Consider the following 17,834-nt stretch of genomic DNA (forward strand, 5'->3'; position numbering starts at 1 on the left):
AAGCTTATAAATATTATCGTGAAAAAGGAGTGAACATGGAAAAACTTGTACTGATCGACGGTCATAGCATCTTAAACCGCGCGTTCTACGGAGTGCCGAACCTGACAAACTCGGAAGGTCTCCACACGAACGCGGTCTATGGTTTTTTAAATATCTTATTCAAGGTTCTCGATGAGGAGAAAGCGGACTACCTGGCGGTGGCCTTTGACTTAAAAGCGCCGACCTTCCGACATAAGATGTTCGACGCCTACAAGGGAACAAGAAAACCGATGCCGGAGGAGCTTCACGAGCAGGTACCGCTTATGAAGGAAGTTCTGACGGCCATGGGTGTTCCGATCCTCACAAAAGAGGGATATGAGGCGGACGATATCCTTGGAACCATCGCGAAACGTGAGCAGAAAGACGGATATGAGGTGACGATCCTCTCCGGAGACCGGGATCTTTTACAGCTTTCCGACACCCATATCCGGATCTGTCTTACGAAGACAAGCCGTGGAACCACAGAAGTACACAACTATTACCCGGAGGACGTGATCCGGGAGTACCAGGTAACACCGGAGCAGTTTATCGAGGTGAAGGCCCTGATGGGCGACCAGTCTGACAATATCCCGGGGGTTCCGTCCATTGGTGAGAAGACGGCGACAAGCCTCATTGTGCAGTATCAAAATCTGGAAAACATCTATACCCATCTCGACGAGGTGAAACCGCCCCGCGCGAAAAAGGCGCTGGAGGAGCACAGAGATCTTGCGGAGCTTTCCCTGAAGCTTGCAAGGATCTGTGTCGATGCCCCCATTGAGTTTTCCATGGCGGACGCGAAGTTAGAGAATCTCTACACGCCGGAAGCTTACGAATACATGAAGCGTCTGGAGTTCAAGTCCATCGCAGCGAGATTCGGCGAGGGGATCAGGAATGAGAGCGGACCGGAGAAGCAGTTTGTCCTCGTGGAAGATTTCTCAGAGGCGGACGCGCTCTTTGAAAAGGCAAAAAAAGAAGAGCGCATCGGCATGGAGCTTCTGGCGGAGAACGGCTCCGTGACAGCTCTCGCTTTAAGCTTTGAGGAGACTGGAAGCTATATTTTCCTGGTCGGAGGTTTTATGACGGAGAGCTATATCGCCGGAAAGTACGAAGAGCTCTGCCGCACAGGTCATGCCTGGGTGCTGGATCTCAAGCATTCTTTGCCGTTTGCGAAGCTTTCCTACGGGGATACCGTTTACGATGCGGGTGTCGCGGCGTACCTTTTAAATCCGTTAAAGGACACCTATGGGTACGATGACATTGCGAGGGATGTTCTCGGCATGACGGTCCCGTCAAAGACAGACCTGATCAAAAAGATGTCCTATAAGGACGCCTGCGCGAAAGAACAGGATAATTTTACGCGCATGGCGGGACTTATGGCATACACCGCTTTTGCCGCCGGGAAACCGCTCTCAGAGCGTCTGGCAGCAGAAGGAATGGAGGACCTGTACCGGAATATCGAGCTTCCGCTGATCTATACGTTATTCCACATGGAAGATGAGGGAATTGCGGTCCGCCGGGAAGAACTCACCGCCTACGGCGGGAAATTGAAGAAACAGATCGCCGTTCTCGAGAAGGAGATCTGGGAGATGACAGGACAGGAGTTCAATATCAACTCCCCGAAACAGTTAGGCGAGATCCTGTTTGAGAAGATGCAGATCAAGGGCGGAAAAAAGACAAAGACCGGTTATTCAACAGCGGCAGATGTCCTTGAAAAGCTCGCCCCGGATTACCCGGTGATCCAGAAGATCTTAGATTACAGGCAGTATACAAAGTTAAATTCCACCTACGCGGACGGTCTGGGAACATATATCAAAGAGGATGGCCGGATCCACAGCCGCTTTAACCAGACGATCACGGCGACAGGCCGGATCTCCAGCACGGAGCCGAACCTCCAGAACATTCCGATCCGCATGGAGCTTGGACGGGAGATCCGGAAGGTCTTTGTCCCGCGGGACGGATTCCTGTTCCTGGATGCCGACTACTCCCAGATCGAGCTGCGCGTTCTCGCCCACATGTCCGGTGATGAGCGTCTGATCGAGGCATATAAGACTGCCCAGGATATCCACGCCATCACGGCATCCCAGGTATTCCATATCCCGTTAAACGAGGTGACACCACTGCAGCGCCGCAACGCGAAGGCGGTCAACTTCGGGATCGTGTACGGGATCAGTGCCTTTGGACTCAGCGAGGACCTGAGCATCTCCAGAAAAGAGGCCATGGAGTATATCGAGCGGTATTTTGAGACTTACCCACAGGTCAAGACATTTCTTGACAGCCTTGTGGCTCACGCAAAGGAACAGGGGTACGTCACCACCATGTTCGGACGCCGCCGCCCGGTGCCGGAGTTAAAATCCTCGAACTTCATGCAGCGTTCCTTCGGCGAGCGCGTGGCGATGAACTCCCCGATCCAGGGAACCGCTGCCGATATCATCAAGATCGCCATGATCCGGGTGGATGAGAGACTGAGAAGAGAGAACCTCCGCTCCAGGCTGATCCTGCAGGTACATGATGAGCTTCTCATCGAGACAGCGGAGGACGAGAAGGAGACAGTTATGAAGATCCTGTCCGAGGAGATGCACCATGCAGCATCCTTAAAGGTGGAGTTAGAGATCGACATGCATGACGGAAAGAACTGGTTTGAGGCGAAATAAATGGAACAGAAGAAGAAAATTATTGGAATTACAGGCGGTGTCGGCGCTGGAAAGAGCAGTGTGCTGGCGGTATTGAAAGAGAATTTTGGAGCGAAGATCATTCTGGCGGATCTTGTGGCCCACGAGCTTATGGAGCCGGGAAGCGAGGGCTTAAAGAAGGTCACAGAGGCCCTTGGAACGTCATTCCTTGCCCCGGACGGATCCGTGGACCGGAAGGCACTTGCGGATATGATCTTCCGTAATAAGGATGCCTTGAGAACCATGAACTCCATTATCCATCCGCTTGTGTGGAAGACCATGAAAGAGGCAGCAGAAGCGGCTGAGGAGCATCTTGTGATCATCGAAGCAGCGGTCTTTGACACTGCACCGAAGGATCTCTTTGATGAACTCTGGTACGTCTACACGACAAAGGAGAACCGGATCCTCCGCCTCATGGCAAACCGGGGCTACAGCCGCGAAAAGTGTGAGGACATCATCGGAAGGCAGGCATCGGAGGGAGAGTACCGTGCACTCTGCGACCGGGTCATCGACAACAATGGGGACGAGTCCGACATCAAACGACAGCTGAAGGAGATCCTTGACCATGAGATTTGTTAGTATTGCCAGCGGCAGCAGTGGAAACTGCATCTACACAGGAACGGAGGAGAGCCACATCCTGATCGATGCCGGGATCAGCGCGAAGCGGATCGAGCAGGGGCTCAACGAGGTTGGATTAAAGACAAGCGAGCTGGACGGGATCTGCATCACTCATGAGCATTCTGACCATGTGAAGGGACTCGGCGTCCTCGCGAGAAAATATGAAGTCCCGATCTACGCGACGGAAGGGACGTTAAATGAGATCAAGAATATCAAGGGTCTTGGAGAGTATCCGGAAGAGCTTCTGCATCCGATCCTGCCGGACACGGAGTTCGCCCTGGGGGATCTGACAGTCAAGCCATTTCACATCGATCACGATGCCGCAGACCCGGTGGCATACCGGATCCAGTCGGGAAACAAGTCCGTTGCGGTAGCGACGGACCTCGGCCATTTTAATCAGTATACCGTCGACCATCTGCTGGATCTGGACGCGGTGCTTCTGGAGTCCAACCATGATCTCAGAATGCTGGAGACGGGACCGTATCCGTACTACTTAAAGCGCCGCATCATGGGGGATTTCGGACATCTTTCCAACGAAAACGCAGGGCGTCTCTTGAACTGCATTTTAAGCGGCAGATTGAAACATATATTACTCGGCCATCTGAGCAAGGAGAACAATATTCCGGAGCTGGCCTATGAGACTGTACGTCTGGAGATCGACATGGGAGATTGTCCGTACCATGCAGACGATTTCCATCTGGCCGTGGCGAAGCGGGATGAAATGTCGGAGATCATCAGCCTGTAGTCAGAGAGAATGTCCCGGCATATTCGGGCGTCCCGCGTATTGTACGGAATTTTCAGTTCGGAAAATTCCTATCTGTGTACAGTAACTCACTTACATCTTTACGCTGGTGCATCTCAAAAAAAGCTTGCATCTTATGGGATGTAATGATATATTTTAAGAAAATTTTTATGCTTTAACACTGTATAATGCTACCTTTCCCGAGATTCCCGCCTTTCAATAGAACATATCTGCCGGGCCGGATCAAATTAAGATACGTGGAAGGCACAACACAAGGAGGAAAATTTTCATGGATAAAGTTATTATCACTGTAGTAGGAAAAGACACCGTAGGCATCATCGCAAAGGTATGTACATATCTTGCGGACCATAAAATTAACATCCTTGATATTTCCCAGACCATTGTTCAGGAATATTTCAACATGATGATGATCGTGGACGGAAGCGGCGCAAGCGTTTCATTCGATGAAATGGCTTCCGGTCTCGATGAGATCGGTGCTGGAATCGGCGTCAACATCAAGTGCCAGCGTGAAGAAATCTTTACAAAGATGCACCGTATTTGATTAGGGAGAGGGAAAAGATTATGATTACACGTCTGGAAGTAAATGAGACTAACAATATGATCGAGCACGAGAACCTGGATGTCCGTACCATCACCCTTGGCATCAGCCTTTTGGACTGCTGCGACTCCGATCTCGATAAATTAAATGAAAAGATCTACAACAAGATCACGACTCTCGCTAAGGATCTGGTTCCGACAGGAAAACAGATCGAGCGCGATTTCGGAATCCCGATCGTAAATAAGAGAATTTCCGTGACACCGATCGCCCTGGTGGGCGGTGCCGCATGTAAGAGCCCGGAAGACTTTGTGACTATCGCAAAGACCCTGGATCGCGCGGCAAAGACGGTGGGCGTCAATTTTATCGGCGGATATTCCACTCTTGTATCCAAGGGCATGACGACAGCCGATGAAAATCTGATGCGTTCCATCCCGCAGGCGTTAAAAGAGACAGATTTCGTCTGCAGCTCCATCAACGTCGGCTCCACAAAAACAGGTTTAAATATGGATGCTGTCCGTTTAATGGGCGAGATGGTCGTAAGAACCGCGGAGTACACAAAGGACAACGACTGCTTAGGCTGCGCGAAGCTTGTTATTTTCTGCAATGCACCGGATGACAACCCGTTCATGGCAGGTGCATTCCACGGTGTCACAGAGGCTGACGCGATCATCAATGTAGGTGTTTCCGGACCTGGTGTTGTAAAAACAGCGCTGCAGTCTGTCCGCGGCGCTGATTTCGAGACGTTATGTGAGACGATTAAAAAGACTGCATTCAAGATCACCCGTGTAGGCCAGCTTGTTGCGAAAGAGGCATCCGCACGCCTCGGTATCCCGTTCGGTATTATCGACCTGTCTTTAGCGCCGACTCCGGCTGTGGGCGATTCCGTTGCTGAGATCTTAGAGGAGATCGGTTTAGAGCGCGCAGGCGCACCGGGTACAACGGCTGCCCTCGCTATGTTAAATGACCAGGTAAAGAAAGGCGGCGTTATGGCATCTTCCTACGTCGGCGGTCTTTCCGGCGCATTTATCCCTGTCAGTGAGGATCAGGGAATGATCGACGCGGTCAATGAGGGTGCGCTCACCATTGAAAAATTAGAGGCTATGACCTGCGTATGCTCCGTGGGTCTTGACATGATCGCAGTTCCGGGAGACACAAGTGCCGCGACCATCGCCGGAATCATCGCGGACGAGGCGGCGATCGGCATGGTAAACCAGAAGACAACGGCGGTCCGCCTGATCCCGGTAATCGGAAAAGGTGTGGGCGAGACGGTAGAGTTCGGTGGTCTTTTAGGACATGCGCCGATCATGCCGGTGAACGCATTCAGCTGTGAGAAATTTGTAAGCAGAACCGGACGGATTCCGGCTCCGATCCACAGCTTTAAGAACTAAACAGGAGAAACTATGAGAATCTATCTGATCCGTCACGGCAGGCAGAACAGCCCGCTTTGTAATGTAAATGTGCCGCTTTCCGACGCTGGTAAGCGGCAGGCAGAGCTTCTCGGGGAGAGGCTGAAAAAAGAATCCATTGACGCCGTCTGGTCGAGTGATCTGATCCGAGCATGTGAGACAGCCGATATTATCAATGACAAGATCCAGGCACCGCGGATCATCCGGGAAGGTCTCAGGGAGATCTCCTTCGGTGAGCTGGAGGGACTTTCCGACGATGTGATCATGGAGCGCTACGCGGATTTTTTTGCCGCCAGAGCTACCATGAAGGAGGATCTTCCGTATCCGGGCGGGGAGAACGCTGCAGATGTGATCCGTCGGGCCGTTCCGGTCATGGATGAGATTGCAAAGTCTGGCGCAGAGACCGTAGCTGTCGTCACCCATGGGGGCGTGATCCGGAGTCTTGTGACCCATTATCTCCATATGGACGGCGCATATGTTCCGCTGCTCGCGAAGCATCTGGAAAACTGCGGGATCACGGAATTTTATTACCGGGAGTCCGACGGGGAGATGTTGTTAAACCGTTTTAACGATTTCGCCCATCTGATGGATGAGTTGGAGCTTTTGCGCGGCGGTTGGGGAGAGAAGAAGTGATGGAAAAGAGAGAGATTCACAGTGTACTCACTGATTTTTTAAATGAGCGTCTGATGCAGGTTACGGCCAGCGGACAGGCGGAGAAGAACGATTTTCTGAAAGCCAAGATCCGTCCGGTGCTGACGAAAGGTGTCCTGCATTTTCAGGCAGAGGAGTTTATCGGAAAGCAGGCATTCCACAAGAATCTCACCGCGGAGGAAGCGGTGGATTATCTGGAAGGTCTTATGGAGACAAGCTTCCGGCAGCTTCAGCTGGAGGCACAGGATAAGAGTGGGACGGTTCTTGTGAGCAAGAAGGGGAAGATTACCGTGAAGGTGAAGAAGAAGGCTGCTATGGCAAACGTGGCAGCTTCCGCTTCCGGCCAGGATAGCGGGTCCACCGGCGGTTCGGATGCGGCTCTTCAGGCTGCATGGGCGAACGGACTTTCCCATAACCGAAAGAAACGGTATATCCTGGAAGAGGGAATTCCGGTTCCGTTCCTTGTGGAACTTGGTGTCCAGACGAAGGAAGGGACGATTGTCCACGCAAAATATGACAAATTCCGCCAGATCAACCGGTTTCTGGAGTTTATTGAGGATGTGCTTCCAAAGCTTGATAAGAATCAGGAGACCAGGATCATTGATTTTGGCTGTGGAAAGTCTTATCTGACCTTTGCGATGTACTATTATCTCAAGGTCTTAAAGGGCTATCCGGTGCGGATCACTGGTCTGGACCTGAAGACAGACGTGATCGAACACTGTTCCCGTCTTGCGAAGAAGTTTGGATATGACTCACTGGAGTTCCTTCATGGGGATATTGCTTCCTACGAGGGAACAGATGAGGTCGATATGGTCGTGACGCTCCATGCGTGTGATACTGCGACGGATTACGCGCTGGAAAAGGCGGTCCGCTGGAATGCGAAGGTGATCCTGTCAGTTCCCTGCTGTCAGCATGAGGTGAATAAGCAGATGGAGAGCGAGTTGTTTGCGCCGGTGTTTCATTATGGAATTATCAAGGAGCGGATGGCAGCGCTTTATACAGATGCCCTTCGTGCGGAAGTGCTGGAGGCTATGGGATACCGGGTGCAGATCCTGGAGTTTATCGATATGGAGCACACGCCTAAGAATCTTTTGATCAGGGCAGTGAAGCAGGGGAAACGGAAGGAGAACCGGGAGGCGATCGAGGCGATCCTGAAGGAGATTCATACGGAACCTACGTTGTATCGTTTGTTGATGGAAGAGAAGTAAATGGAGCAGCCGCAATGGATTTCATGAGTGAGGTGTAAGGGTATGAGAAAATATATGGTATTATGTTTGACTGCCGCACTGCTCATTTCTGGCTGCCTGAACCAAACGAATGAAAGTGCAGACACCTCAACAGAGACAGAGGAATACGTGCTTAGCACACCGGATACATACAAAAATTTAGAGAGCTTTATCTATGCATATCAGACTTCAGACTCGCCTAATATACGATCAGAACTTCCAACCGAGCGGATTTACTGGATCAATGATAACAATCCATGGAAGACATCCTTGAAGGACATTCAGGTCCGGGAGGGATATTTTTCCTGCCACTATGACAATGGATTTGTCCTATTTACACACAGACTTTCTGATGGAAAGAGTGGTTTGGAGACAATGATCAGAAACAATCCAGACGCAGGTTCAAAAGAAGTACAGGATGGTTTTGAATATTATTATTCGGAAGAAGAGGAGCAGAGAGACTATTTATGGCTCCAGGATCAGACGAATATGCTGGAATTAACGATTCCTAAGAATGTAGAATTAAATTTAAATGAATTGATTTCATTTTTGGAATATCAAACCATCAAATAGAATTTATATGCCGCCCGGATCCATGAAAAGGAACGAGCGGCTTTTAGTATTTTAGTATAAATTAAATTTTTACTTAGATAGTTTACATAATATAATTATGTCAATCAAAAGTAAAAAATTTTGTACTTTATAGTTAGCGGTTAATAAATGGCTTAGATACAAGGATTATAGCATAAAGTACAAAAATGTGAACCTCACATGACTAAAGTCACATGCTTCTCAGCCGTTTTAAACGGCAAGACCGGATACCGGCGGATACGCCTGAAACTTAGAACTGCGCAGATATGCGCATCCTCCATGCCGGGTACGGCTGGGTTCCACATAACAGGTAGTCCTCCGGATATCTGCCTGTGTTTATGCAGCTTTCGAACATCCATACTCATTCTGAAGAATGAGCAGATCAGCATAAACGCATGAGGTTCTGCGCTTCACCGCAGGTACTTTTGCCTCCAGTGAAGACCTTTCCGTTTCCGGTAAGGTTTTTATGATTTCCCGAATCCAGTATCTCGCTCCGATATTGTAGGATGCTGACAGATCACAGTTATACTGTTTTCCAGATTGGAAAACACACAGGCTGTGGTTCTTCGGATCTCGGCTGACCGGTCCGCTTCCATCATACGCCAGACGGCTTGTATTCCATGCGCAGACACGGGACACACGGATCCCATACCGGTGTGCTTTGTGTTCACACATAGTCTGGATCTCCCGTTTCTTCCAAAGGTGCAGTTTCTGTCGTTTCTTTCCTGAAATCTTTCCCTTCATTTCCAGGTACTCAAACACGATCACATCCGCATGATTCTCATGAGCATATTCTGTGATCGAACGGGCAGTCTTTCTGGCAAGTTCCGTATTCAGACGTTTCGCATACGCCCATCGGCTTCCGATCTGCTTGGAACCGTGTTCCTTCTGGAATCTCCGGATCCTTCCGAGTACATGGGACAGCCGGTCTTTTTCACTGGGGAAATTGATAAATTTCCGGTCCAGGACAGTTCCGTCTGACCGCATGATACTACAGACTGCATCCGTATTGATTCCAAGATCCACACTGCAGATAAGCTGATCCTTTACAGGTGTTTTTGATAATGTAACTTCTTCCGTATAAGAAAAGCGGAGAAAATATTTCTGATGTCGTTTTTCCAAAACCGGAGCAGAAGACTTTTTTCCGGACCAGTGCCTGCGCAGGTACTCCATATCCGTATGAAGCAGACCTGCGCGGAACCATTTCCAGTCATGACCATCATAAAGCTTCAGGCAGGCCGCGTCTTCACTCCCTTCTCCTGGTTTGTACATGACATTCCGATAAAATATCGGCATCGCATGGTTTTCATATACAAGCTTCGGTTTTCCGGAAATCGCTCCATTTTTCCACTGTTCCAATCTTGTATGGTACGAGGAAACACTCCCGAGCGCATGCTGAATCGCCGCTCTTCTCAGATATGACGGCATTTTCGGAAAACGGGCATCGAAGTCAAATCTTGCATGATTCTTCTTTGTTTCATGTACCAGATGTTCCGCCTCGTTAAATCTCCGTTTTATCTGATCGATCATGGATAACTCTGTCCATACGGTCTCATATATCTCCGTCAGACAACAGACCGCCTCCCGGTAAAGCGCCAGCGTATGGCGGATCGGGATATTCTTGTTTTTAATTTCCGCGCCATAGCTGGATACGACCTGCATAGGTTTCCTCTACTTTCTGTTCTCTTTTTCTTTCTGTCCTTCGATATAAGCCATGATCTGTTCCCGACTTCGGTCACTGACGGTCACAGCGCAGTAAGATGGGTTCCAGAGATGTCCGCCCCACAGCTCCCTTTTCAGTTCCGGATGTGCAAGAAACAACTGTCTCGCAAGATTTCCTTTCATGATCTTGATCATATCCGAAATAAAGAACTGCGGTTTACAATCCAGTAACAGGTGGATATGGTCCAGCATTACTTCCATCGCAAGGATCCGAAATTGATATTCTTGTGCGATTTCCTGCAACATTTCTTTGCACTCCTGATCTACACTTTTTCCATATGAATATTATACCATATGTTAATAAGCATGTAAACATATGTTCGATATTATTGTAAATAAATAGCGCACCTAACTCATCACTGAAGTAACGAGAATGCGGTGCGTGTTTTTCAAAGTATCGATGAATTCCTGAATATTACTTACGATTATGTCGATAAGCATGGACCGTTTACTGAAGAAAGCTATGAGAAATGGCTGGACACACAGCTCGGAGAAGTGGATTGGGATCGGCTGGAATGGTAGTCGAAATGTACAAAAATCTGACCGATAGGGCAGGAAACTCTTGCTTTATCGGTCCTCTTGCCCTCCGCCCCGCGCCAAATACAGCGCCGCATATCTGCGGAATTTGAGATCAATTATCAAACCTTTCCCAAATATTCCCTTTTCAGTTCATCTATTATTTCAAACGGAAAACATTCCGCACAGCCATCCGGGATTCCTTCCAGACGCTCCCACAGCTCTTAAATCATATGACATTTCAACCAGCTTTTGCAACCTGCGGCTTTTTGCTGAATTATGTTCCATACAATATCTTTCGATTAGAATTCATGAGTATTTCTGCATGTTGATCCGCCTTTTCATTTATTATATATTTTATCCTTATTTTAAATTCTACCGAAGGACGTGCGTTGTACCGTTTACCCCTCAAACACGCAGCCGGGCATCCTCTTCTCACCCTCTACCTGCAATATCCCTCCTCAACTTTCTCAAAATCCCTTCTTCTGCCTCCTCATCCAGCGGCTCTCCATACAGCACCCTATACGCAAAATCCTTCGTTGGGAACATTCCCATTTTTACCATCTCTTCCACCTTTGTATCGTCATACTGCTGCCGCAAAAGAAGATATTTATGCGCTGTGGCTTTATGCCGCTCATAGCGTTCTTCCAGATGAAGCGCCTTCACATTTTTCTCCATTCCCGCCTTCGGATGAAAGTGGATCGTGCAGTCAGCAGCCGGGACCTTTTCCATGTTGACTCCCACAGGCAGATCCGGGTAGAGCCATGTACAGCCTTCGATTCCATCTTCATAGGGATTCATTCCCAGGAGCTCTTCCCTTTTCATTCCATTGCAGTTCTGCCCGCTGGGAACAAGATTATAGAAGCACATTGCGAGCGCCGGATATTTTCCCTTCGGAAAGAAATGGTCGATCTCCAGTGTCCTCAGTTTTCCTCCATTTCCATTCTCAACAACATCCAGATACTCCTCGTCACAGTAGGGACAGATCGTGACACCAAGGTTTTCAATAAACGTGTACGCATTATATTTCGTTGACGCATCCACATATTTATCACTTCCGGCACTGAAATAATCGGAATACATTCTCTTAAACTCATCAAACTGCAGCAGCTCCGGCCTGCCGATCATCTGCTTCAAAGTCTTCACATCTGCCAGGATAAAATCAGAAAGCCAGCTCCAGTCATCCCTGGCACTCATGTCCTCAAAGGTCCCTGAAACAGTCATGACACGGCTGATATTTGCAAACAGGTCTCTCCTGTATCCCTCCGTCTTCCTTTTCACAAATGCTATAACTGCTTCAATATGAGCGGCCTTAGCTGCGGAAAGCCGCCCCTCTTTCTCGGGTATTTTAATCATGCTTTCTCACCTTCTCCATCTGAAGTTCAAATGCCCTGCGGATCATCCGGTCTCCGATGTGCGGGATCAACTGTTCCATCGACATCAAAAACGACTCATCAGCGTCACCATGATCCGCGTACATCTCCAGCCGCGAAAAAGCATTCTGCAGAAAGCTTCTGGAATACTCCCCGATGGTGTAATCAAGGAAAAATCCATCCGCCAGGATCGTGTGAATATTTGCACCAAAATATTCCTTATCTGATCCGTTCTTTACCAACGCATTTCCTGTCTCACGGTCGATCGTCAGCCTGGTGATCTCCTCTGGAAGAACATCAGAAAGCATAAATGGCGAATGCGTGCTGAGTATGATCTGGATCGTAGAAGGTCCCTGATATTTCTCAACGATTTTCAGCATGCGGGCGATAAACTGCCGTGCCAGCTCCGGATGCATATACGCCTCCGGCTCGTCCATCAGTATGATCTTGTCCAGTCCTCTGTTGGTCCTGCCGGAAGACGAAAGCTTCAAATAGTCCTCCATCCCGCCAAGGACCTTGGCATACTGATACTCCCCTGTGCTGAGTCTCGTAAACTCGTATGGAAGAAGACACTCCGTAAAAATCCCCGCATCATCCGGACGATACTGCTCCATGCGTTCAAACAGGTCATCAAACAATTCCCGATACTCCGGCCTCTCCATATCGACCACCGGTATGGAACATGTGTCCACCGTGAAATACCGCTCATCCAGCTTCTCGAGAAAACCGACAATGTCCTTAATATCCCCCATGATCTGCCATAACAGCCCATGCGGATCCCCATCCCCGGCTCTGTCTATATACTCCGCCAGCCAGGTACATCTCCTGACAATGGACATTTTTTCTCCATCCGGCAGCACAGTCGGATCGATGCTCTCCCTGCGCGTTTTCCCTATATAATAGTCCATAAACTCCTGGTAAGCATCCAGGTCCTCCGCCGGCTCCTCTTCCGCATTAAAGTTCCGGATCTTCTCGACCCATTTCCGCAGATACTTCGCGTAATCCGTCCACAGATCATGAATGAACATCTGCTTGTTCGTCAGCGTTTTCTTCTTTTTCCTCTTCCGTACACGTTCCCTGGCCTCCGCATCATAAATTGCGCGTTTCTCATCCTGCAGTCTGTCATAAAACGTCCAGTATTCCTTCTCCACGGCCCTGGAAAGCTTTAACGGATACTGATCCGCAAAATTATGCGTCGACAGCAGAAACGAAACCTGACGTTTCCCGCTCCCTGGTTCCAGACTCGTAAGATATTCCCTGATATAGCCGCAGATCTGCCAGAGCGATGTCCTCTGATAAGGGAAAGCCGCCCTGCCGATCCAGTCACTCCTGAAATCCGTAAAATCCTCCTTATCATCCGGATACGGCGGCCGTATAAACGCATGAACATCATAACAGTTCATGATCATCGCCATGTCGCGGACCTTTAATTCCGGAAGACCTTTTTCGTATCCATACTCTTTTACCGCGCAAAATCTGACCGCTGTCTCGCCCGGATTCAACGCTTTTTCCAGCGCAAAACGAACCGTCCGCAGCGTCCCCGCACGCCTCGCATTCTCCCTGATCGGCTCCGGAATCGTCGAATCATCCCTCTCCACAGGCTTCGGAAACTGCATGATCTCCATGTCACATATCTCAAGGAAAAATTCCGTATCGCTGATACTATAAAGAAGAAAATACGAGTCATCCTCTCCTTCCCACTTCCTATGATACCGCACATCATGCTTCGCCCCGATCATCTGAAGCAGATTCGTCTTTCCAGACCCTGTTTTTCCAACAAGAATATGCAGGTTGTCAGGTTTCCTGTCTCCACGGATGATCGCGGACGCGGATGACTGACCGCGGTATTGGATCGACAGTTTGTTGTTTGAGAAATTGACACGCCAGCGGTGATCGAAGATGATTTCCTGGGTTGTGTAGTTTTTGAATTTGTTTATGTAGGCGTAGATGAGGATCATAGGTATTCTTCCTTTATTGGACCAGATTTTATGTTAATATAATCTGACTTAATTTTTTTATATAGTTCACAATTTACTTAACTAACCTTAGCTACAAATCGATTTTAAAGCTTTATCTAATAATCCTCTCTCATATGAATCCAACAACTGCTTAATATCCTCCAAGTGTTCTAATATGTATTTTTGACTCGCACTTGCATCCATAGATAATAACCTTAAATTGTTATCCTCAATTCTTTTAATTGCATCAACTGGGAATCCGAATTCAATTAGTTGTTCTCCAATATAACTTTTTACACCCGTTTCATAAAAACGCGAAACTTTAGATAATGAAAAATTATCTAATGTTTTTCTCCTCAACAATGATGCATATGAAAAAATAGTTTCAAATAGTGCTAGGATCTTAGGAATTTTATGTTCTATAATATCTTTTTGTGTTTTAAACGCATCCATGTACGCTTTATCGATACGTTTATGTTTCACCTTATCTCCTCGGGCATTGTCTATTTCATACCTCAATAATCCATGAAATCCTTCATTACAGTATGTATTGCTAACGGCTTTATATCTTCGAACAATAGTAGCGTCCAATAATCCTGATTTTTCAAAAATATCAAGCACAGTATTCATTGCATGGTATGTCGTAAATTGCATTAATATATCTGGGTAAGATAAATACCTATAAAATTTATTATAAAGAATATTATTATTAAGTAGAAATCTTAAAAGTATCTCTTGATATTCTCTTTTTATTAATCTATTTTTTTCATATATATCATTTGTCAATAAGTATTCTTTAAACTGTTCCTCTCTTTTATGTTTGAGATTTTTATTTATGTCCGAAAGATCCATATACTCTGAATTATCTATATCTACCGGATCCAATTCTTGATCATCATATGTAACAAAATTAAGCGTCAAATCCTCTGTATGTTCAAATTTTTCTAATTCTTTATCGACTAAAAAATATCTCCCGACAAAATTATGATAATACCTACCCGCTCTACCAATGATATTTTTAAAATCAAAAACTGTTAGTTCTTTTGTTCCCTTACTATGGTTTAATACAACCATATTCTTTGCATTGGTGTTAACGCCCTCTACAATAGTCGATGTACAAAAAAGTAAATTAAATATGCCCTCATTAAATAAATCCAAAATTTCTTTTTGTATATACTTAGGCATTTTTCCGTGATGCATTCCGAATCCCATTTCCAGCACATTCACAAAACTCCATTCATTAATAGATCCATCTATATTATAATTTCTTTTTAGATGCTCTATAAACTCAGAAAATCTTTCATTTTTAACAACGTTCCCCTGATGATTTTCCGCTAACTTAGTGGCATATTCATTCGCTTTTGCAGGCGTTGTACAATATAATATTGTAGCACCATATCCTTTTTGCTCGATATAATTCACTACATCACAGATCCTGTCATTAACCTTGCTATGTATTTTTACTATTCCTGGTTTTTCTATATACGGCAAATTTGTATAGTCCTCGTCTATTACCTTATTATATGCTTTTACCATTATTCTTTTTGTAGGTTCGAACTCTATTTCTTTAACTTGTATGTTATTTTCAGCAATATATCTTTGCATTCCTTTTCCAAACTTCTCTCTTTTCAGGTTGGGTCCAGCTAAATAATAATCTTTTACTCTTTTTGAAAGCAAATATAAACAAATACGAAAAGTCTTTGCTCTTGCTTCATCTAAGAATGTTCGTTCCGCATATGAGTTTTTCTTCTCATCATTATCATCTGTTTCATCATTACAATAATCTTCATCAATTTTATACATTTCATCATAAAAGAAGAAATCTATTTCTATATTAGGATATTGAGCTAAAAGCTGCATCGCTCGTTCAGGCGTAAGTACAAAGATATTTCTATCCTGGCAATCTATTTCGCGATCAATAGATTTAATAACATTATATCCCATTTTCTTATCCTGATTTAATTCTTCCATATTCAATGCATTTTCTCGCAATAATGCAACTGTTGGGAAGACCAGCAATATGTTTTTATATTTTTCTTGATTTAAGTATAAGATTTCCCGCATAATAAATGTCTTACCATAAGAAGTTGGCGCACTAATCAACATTCTCTTTATGTCTAATGACTGATAAAAATCTATAATACTTTTCTGACTTTTATCTAGAATATTGTTATTTCTTACTTTGGATCTATACATGTTAACAATGCTTTGATTGTATAAGGCCTGTAATTCCGATATATGTTTTTCATTAATATTTTCTTGTTTATAAAATCCATTCTGCACATTGTACCCAAAAATACGCATTTTATGCGATGCTGTATACAATAATTCTTTAATGAGGGGATCACTTTTTACGCTATCATTTTCAGAAATAATGCACACTAAGTCCCTTAATCGATTTTTACTATCAACATCATCTTCATTATATTTATTTATTGCATCCAAAAGCAAATTAACATAATCCAGCATAAAATCCCTCATTTCCTCGTAAGGCTTCGATATTCTCTATTGGAAATATAATAAAAATTAATTTTGGTTTGATATCTTCGAATTTAAAGTTCTTTTCAAAGTAGTGTTTCATCCAATTCATTTCCACCTTCATCTTATTTTCAATATTCATAGTCTCAGAATATATATTTGAGTTATCATAAGCCAGAAGGCAGGGTATACATATATCTATATTTTTACTTTTTAGAAAATCCATCAATTGTTCAGCGCGTTTTTTATCATTTTCCAATGCATTTAACATATTTAATTCACTTAATAAGTCAGCAAGTTGCTTTCCCTCGTTAGTAAGTCCTGACGGTTTATCTGCCAGAAAATAAATTTGTTCCGCCAAATATAAACTTGAGTATTTTTTATTTAAATCATCTAAAATTCCATTTTTACAGTATTGCTTGCTGCCCATTTTTGCCTGACCTAGCCATAATGTTATTTTTCCATTCACGTTTGTAAAATAAGTCAAATCATATCCTTTAATTTCGTTATTATCATTCTGGCGAAATATTGTTCGAACAGCCAATTTATATGCGCCAGGAACTAATGATTGTACGATAGCATCCAATAAGACTTCGCTTGGTAGACCATCCATCTTGGGTTCACGGTGCGGCAATCGCATTTTGTAAGCTACTTTTATAGCCTTTTCTAAATCAGCAAAAAGCCCGTTATTAAACTTCGCTACCACTTCATCTTCACCGTAACAGTAAAAAACAATATTCTTTCTCATTAGTTTCCCAAGGCTCTTATAACATTGATGGTCACATTTATTGACACATTTTTCCTTGCAGTTATGACTCAATGGCTGATAATTATTTATTTCTGTTTCATCTTCATAAATGGCTATTTCCCTTTTTAATTCCCTGTTTACTTCATTATCATATATTTTTCTATATTCATCCTCTATAGGCATATGTATCACCCCATCATGTTCCACATATTGTATTCTACATATGATTATGCATCTATATTTAGGTTTGTCAACCTTTATCTGGAACAAAACACGATAACCCTGATGATTATTAGTCTTACTGCACTAAAATTCCTAACATAGATATTTTTCGCTAAAGTAGGATTAGTGCGAAAGAAAGTAGAGGGAGACAATAAATTGGCACACTTGAATAAACTGTCTAAGGCAGGCAACTTTTCGAAATGATATAGAGCATGTAATGATAGCGTGTGGATTCCATACAGACATCATGACAGTCATTGTCAAAAAGCCATTGCTTGAATTCGAGAATTGAATTATTAAAGGTATGAATATTCCGTTGCGGCGAAGCCGTCTGTCC

At 45.2% G+C, this 17,834-nt stretch carries 14 protein-coding genes and 1 pseudogene; 9 read left to right on the forward strand and 6 right to left on the reverse strand.

What is annotated here, in order from left to right:
- Positions 1-35: 35 nt before the first annotated feature.
- The 8 genes from polA to DXA87_RS08580 all read left to right on the forward strand — a co-directional run bounded on the left by polA (position 36) and on the right by DXA87_RS08580 (position 8,462).
- Complete coding sequence (gene polA, locus DXA87_RS08545) at positions 36-2,669, forward strand: DNA polymerase I (protein ID WP_117503921.1); 2,634 nt, start codon at positions 36-38, stop codon at positions 2,667-2,669.
- Positions 2,670-3,266: a dephospho-CoA kinase gene (coaE, locus tag DXA87_RS08550; protein WP_117503922.1), complete on the forward strand. Its 597-nt coding sequence runs from the start codon at positions 2,670-2,672 to the stop codon at positions 3,264-3,266. It abuts the gene before it with no gap.
- Positions 3,253-4,050 carry an MBL fold metallo-hydrolase gene (locus tag DXA87_RS08555; protein WP_117470254.1) on the forward strand — a complete coding sequence of 266 codons (798 nt, stop codon included), beginning with the start codon at positions 3,253-3,255 and terminating at the stop codon, positions 4,048-4,050. Before coaE ends, DXA87_RS08555 begins: the two co-directional genes overlap by 14 nt.
- Before the next feature lie 286 nt (positions 4,051-4,336).
- Complete coding sequence (locus DXA87_RS08560) at positions 4,337-4,609, forward strand: ACT domain-containing protein (RefSeq protein ID WP_015554555.1); 273 nt, start codon at positions 4,337-4,339, stop codon at positions 4,607-4,609.
- A gap of 20 nt (positions 4,610-4,629) precedes the next feature.
- Positions 4,630-5,994, forward strand: coding sequence for a PFL family protein (locus tag DXA87_RS08565; RefSeq protein WP_117503924.1), 1,365 nt, complete (start codon positions 4,630-4,632; stop codon positions 5,992-5,994).
- 12 nt (positions 5,995-6,006) lie between these two features.
- Complete coding sequence (locus DXA87_RS08570; protein WP_117503926.1) at positions 6,007-6,645, forward strand: histidine phosphatase family protein; 639 nt, start codon at positions 6,007-6,009, stop codon at positions 6,643-6,645.
- Positions 6,645-7,871: an SAM-dependent methyltransferase gene (locus tag DXA87_RS08575; RefSeq protein ID WP_117503928.1), complete on the forward strand. Its 1,227-nt coding sequence runs from the start codon at positions 6,645-6,647 to the stop codon at positions 7,869-7,871. The genes DXA87_RS08570 and DXA87_RS08575 overlap by 1 nt, the downstream gene beginning before the upstream one ends.
- A gap of 42 nt (positions 7,872-7,913) precedes the next feature.
- Entirely contained in the window at positions 7,914-8,462 is a 549-nt protein-coding gene (locus DXA87_RS08580; RefSeq protein WP_015554552.1) for a hypothetical protein, read from the forward strand.
- 354 nt (positions 8,463-8,816) lie between these two features.
- On the opposite strand, the gene DXA87_RS08585 is transcribed toward DXA87_RS08580, so the two are convergent.
- Together DXA87_RS08585 and tnpA are read right to left on the reverse strand one after the other, a co-directional pair.
- The gene (locus DXA87_RS08585; protein ID WP_117503930.1) at positions 8,817-10,142 is read right to left on the reverse strand and encodes an IS200/IS605 family accessory protein TnpB-related protein; all 1,326 of its coding nucleotides are present in this window, start codon (positions 10,140-10,142) and stop codon (positions 8,817-8,819) included.
- 9 nt (positions 10,143-10,151) lie between these two features.
- Positions 10,152-10,463: pseudogene (tnpA, locus tag DXA87_RS08590) on the reverse strand (IS200/IS605 family transposase); the annotation flags it as partial.
- Positions 10,464-10,580: 117 nt separating this feature from the next.
- On the opposite strand from tnpA, the gene DXA87_RS17955 reads away from it, so the two are divergent.
- Positions 10,581-10,724, forward strand: a complete 144-nt coding sequence (locus DXA87_RS17955) for a hypothetical protein (RefSeq protein WP_158553055.1) — start codon at positions 10,581-10,583, stop codon at positions 10,722-10,724.
- Between the two features lie 429 nt (positions 10,725-11,153).
- Here DXA87_RS17955 and DXA87_RS08595 read toward each other — a convergent pair whose 3' ends face one another.
- The 4 genes from DXA87_RS08595 to DXA87_RS08610 all read right to left on the reverse strand — a co-directional run bounded on the left by DXA87_RS08595 (position 11,154) and on the right by DXA87_RS08610 (position 17,458).
- Positions 11,154-12,074, reverse strand: coding sequence for a hypothetical protein (locus tag DXA87_RS08595; RefSeq protein ID WP_117503932.1), 921 nt, complete (start codon positions 12,072-12,074; stop codon positions 11,154-11,156).
- Positions 12,067-14,049 carry an AAA family ATPase gene (locus DXA87_RS08600; protein WP_117503934.1) on the reverse strand — a complete coding sequence of 661 codons (1,983 nt, stop codon included), beginning with the start codon at positions 14,047-14,049 and terminating at the stop codon, positions 12,067-12,069. The genes DXA87_RS08595 and DXA87_RS08600 overlap by 8 nt, the downstream gene beginning before the upstream one ends.
- An 87-nt stretch (positions 14,050-14,136) precedes the next feature.
- Positions 14,137-16,518 carry a helicase-related protein gene (locus DXA87_RS08605; protein WP_158553056.1) on the reverse strand — a complete coding sequence of 794 codons (2,382 nt, stop codon included), beginning with the start codon at positions 16,516-16,518 and terminating at the stop codon, positions 14,137-14,139.
- Positions 16,502-17,458, reverse strand: coding sequence for a Hachiman antiphage defense system protein HamA (locus tag DXA87_RS08610; protein WP_015552326.1), 957 nt, complete (start codon positions 17,456-17,458; stop codon positions 16,502-16,504). The genes DXA87_RS08605 and DXA87_RS08610 overlap by 17 nt, the downstream gene beginning before the upstream one ends.
- Between the last annotated feature and the right edge of the window lie 376 nt (positions 17,459-17,834).

Source organism: Desulfotomaculum sp. OF05-3, from assembly GCF_003435535.1.
GTDB lineage: Bacteria > Bacillota > Clostridia > Lachnospirales > Lachnospiraceae > Pilosibacter > Pilosibacter fragilis.